This window comes from Pseudomonas sp. Sample_10, from assembly GCF_004321495.1.
Taxonomy (GTDB): domain Bacteria; phylum Pseudomonadota; class Gammaproteobacteria; order Pseudomonadales; family Pseudomonadaceae; genus Aquipseudomonas.
This window is the reverse complement of the sequence record NZ_RCOE01000135.1, coordinates 1-2,980: the sequence shown is the minus strand read 5'-3', so window position 1 is coordinate 2,980 and position 2,980 is coordinate 1. Positions and strand designations below refer to the sequence as shown.

General features: G+C 58.4%; 4 protein-coding genes. All 4 read right to left on the bottom strand.

Going from position 1 to position 2,980, the window contains the following annotated elements:
• Positions 1-428: toprim domain-containing protein (locus tag D8U18_RS12875; RefSeq protein ID WP_241664325.1), on the bottom strand; the 428-nt coding region annotated here is incomplete at its 3' end.
• A 114-nt stretch (positions 429-542) separates the two neighbouring features.
• Positions 543-779, bottom strand: coding sequence for a DUF1653 domain-containing protein (locus tag D8U18_RS12870; RefSeq protein ID WP_007986363.1), 237 nt, complete (start codon positions 777-779; stop codon positions 543-545).
• Positions 780-872: 93 nt separating this feature from the next.
• Positions 873-2,048: an acetyl-CoA C-acyltransferase FadA gene (gene fadA / locus D8U18_RS12865; RefSeq protein WP_131107748.1), complete on the bottom strand. Its 1,176-nt coding sequence runs from the start codon at positions 2,046-2,048 to the stop codon at positions 873-875.
• A gap of 29 nt (positions 2,049-2,077) precedes the next feature.
• The coding region (locus tag D8U18_RS12860) for a 3-hydroxyacyl-CoA dehydrogenase NAD-binding domain-containing protein (protein WP_241664324.1) at positions 2,078-2,980 on the bottom strand (903 nt) is incomplete at its 5' end.

Genomic DNA, 2,980 nt, shown 5'->3' with positions numbered 1-2,980 from the left:
CGCTTGTAGCGGCTGTCGTCACCACCGATGGCTTCGCGCAGGTGCCAGGCAATGGCTTCCCCCTCGCGATCCAAGTCGGTTGCGAGATAGATGGTGTCAGCATCCTTGGCGAGCCGGCGCAGCTCTTCGATGACCTTTTCCTTGCCCGGGAGGATCTCGTACTTGGCTTTCCAGCCATGATCGGGATCGACACCCATGCGCGAGACCAGCTGCTTGCGCGCTTTCTCTTTCGGCGTGAGCACCGGACCTTCACCTGCAGCGGCCTTGCCGCGCTTGGCAGCAGGCTCTTTGCTGGCGCTAGCCGAACCGCTGGTGGGCAGGTCTCGGATATGGCCGATACTCGACTTCACCACGTATTCGTTGCCCAAATACTTGTTGATGGTCTTGGCCTTAGCCGGGGATTCCACAATGACCAGCGATTTGCCCATGGATCAGAAAATTCCTGAATTCGAGAAGTGAAAGGCGGTTGGCGCCTGACGCGGCACCGCTATATATAGTGGCAACAAGGTGAGGTCAAGCGCAGGGTTTTGCGCGCACTCAGCTTATGGCTTGGTAAAAAGGCTTTCTTCGGCCTGCACCAAAGCAAAGCGTGGCACCTGTTCGCCGTCAACCTCGACGGACTCCAGGAACATGCTCAAGGGACGCACCCAAAAGCCGTAATCGCCATACAGGGCTTGGTAGAAGACCACTTCTTCTTCGGTTTCCGAATGCCGCGCAACACTGAAAACGCGGTACTGCGGACCTTTGTAATGTTGGTAGAGCCCAGGTTGTATCGGCATGCTTCGGCCCTCACTGAAATCTTTTCAAAAATAAATAAAAAACCCCAAAACAAAAACCGGGGCACTGGGCCCCGGCTTCCATCGACGAGACGCTTAAACGCGTTCGAAGACGGTGGAGATGCCTTGGCCGAGACCAATGCACATGGTGGCGACCCCGAGGTTGCCGCCATTTTGCTTCATCACGTTGAGCAAAGTGCCGGAGATACGCGCACCGGAGCAACCAAACGGGTGACCCAGGGCGATCGCGCCGCCGTGCAGGTTAACCTTCTCGTTCATCTTGTCGAGCACTTTCAGATCTTTCAACACTGGCAAGGCCTGTGCGGCGAAAGCTTCGTTGAGCTCGAAGAAGTCGATATCGTTGATGCCAAGGCCCGCGCGCTTCAGTGCTTTCTGTGTGGCCGGTACTGGACCATAGCCCATGATCGCCGGGTCCACACCTGCCACTGCCATCGAACGAATCACAGCCAAAGGCTGAATGCCCAGGTCCTGAGCACGTTGCGCCGACATCACGATCATGCACGAGGCACCGTCGGTGATCTGCGACGAAGTACCGGCTGTCACGGTGCCGCCCTTCGGATTGAACGCTGGCTTGAGAGCCGCCAGGCTTTCCAGGGTGGTTTCCGGACGAATGGTTTCGTCGTAGTCGAAGGTTTTCAGGAAACCGTTCTCGTCGTAGCCCTGCATCGGGATGATTTCGTCTTTGAACTTGCCTTCCAGCGTCGCCTTGTGGGCGAGCTGGTGGGAGCGCACGCCAAAGGCGTCCTGTTGTTCGCGGGTAATGCCATGCATCTTGCCGAGCATTTCCGCGGTCAGGCCCATCATGCCCGAGGCTTTCGCCGCGTACAGCGACATGTGCGGGTTCGGATCGACACCGTGCATCATGCTCACGTGACCCATGTGCTCGACGCCGCCGACCACGAACACGTCACCGTTGCCGGTCATGATCGCTTGCGCAGCGGTGTGCAGAGCACTCATCGACGAGCCACACAGACGGCTGACGGTCTGGCCGGCCGAGGTGTGCGGGATCTGGGTCATCAGCGACGCCATGCGCGCGATGTTCCAGCCCTGCTCCAGCGTCTGGTTCACACAGCCCCAGATCACGTCTTCGACTTCGCTCGGGTCAACCTTGACGTTACGTTCCAGCAGTTTGCTGATCAGGTGCGCCGACATGTCTTCGGCGCGGGTGTTACGGTGCATGCCGCCCTTGGAGCGGCCCATCGGAGTACGACCGAAGTCGACAATCACGACGTCTCTAGGATTCAAGCTCATAAGTTCACTCTCACTCTAGTTGGGGGCGCTTAACCGAAGAAGCTCTGGCCGTTTTTGGCCATTTCGCGCAGCTTCGCGGTCGGGTGGTACAGCGCGCCCAAATCAGCGTACTGGTCAGCCAGGGCTACGAACTGTGCAACACCGATCGAGTCGATGTAGCGCAATGCACCGCCACGGAATGGAGGGAAACCAATACCGTAGACCAGACCCATATCGGCTTCGGCGGCGGTTTCGACAATGCCGTCTTCCAGGCAACGCACGGTTTCCAGGCACAACGGGATCATCATCCAGTTGATGATGTCTTCGTCGGTGACTTCACGCTGCTCGAAAACGATTGGCTTGAGCACTTCCAGCACCGACGGGTCGGCCACCTTCTTCTGCTTGCCCTTCTTGTCGGTCTCGTAGGCGTAGAAGCCCTTGCCGTTCTTCTGGCCCAGGCGCTTGGCTTCGTAGAGCACGTCAACGGCCGAGCGACGGTCGTCTTTCATGCGGTCCGGAAAGCCTTCAGCCATCACGTCGCGACCGTGGTGGCCGGTGTCGATGCCGACCACGTCCATCAGGTACGCCGGGCCCATTGGCCAGCCGAACTTCTCCATGACTTTGTCGATACGCACGAAGTCCACACCGGCGCTGACCAGCTTGGCGAAACCGCCGAAGTACGGGAACAGTACACGGTTGACCAGGAAGCCCGGGCAGTCATTGACGACGATCGGGTTCTTGCCCATTTTCTTGGCGTAGGCAACGGTGGTGGCAACGGCCACTTCGCTGGACTTCTCGCCACGGATCACTTCAACCAGCGGCATCATGTGCACCGGGTTGAAGAAGTGCATGCCGACGAAGTTTTCCGGACGCTTGAGGGCTTTGGCCAGCAAGGTGATGGAAATGGTCGAGGTGTTGGACGCGAGGATGGTGTCCTCTTTGACCTTGTCTTC

What these genes read in the sequence shown, in the direction of transcription:
- fadA (WP_131107748.1), bottom strand. Translation starts at nt 2,048, where the DNA reads ATGAGCTTGAATCCTAGAGACGTCGTGATTGTCGACTTCGGTCGTACT.
- D8U18_RS12870 (WP_007986363.1), bottom strand. Translation starts at nt 779, where the DNA reads ATGCCGATACAACCTGGGCTCTACCAACATTACAAAGGTCCGCAGTAC.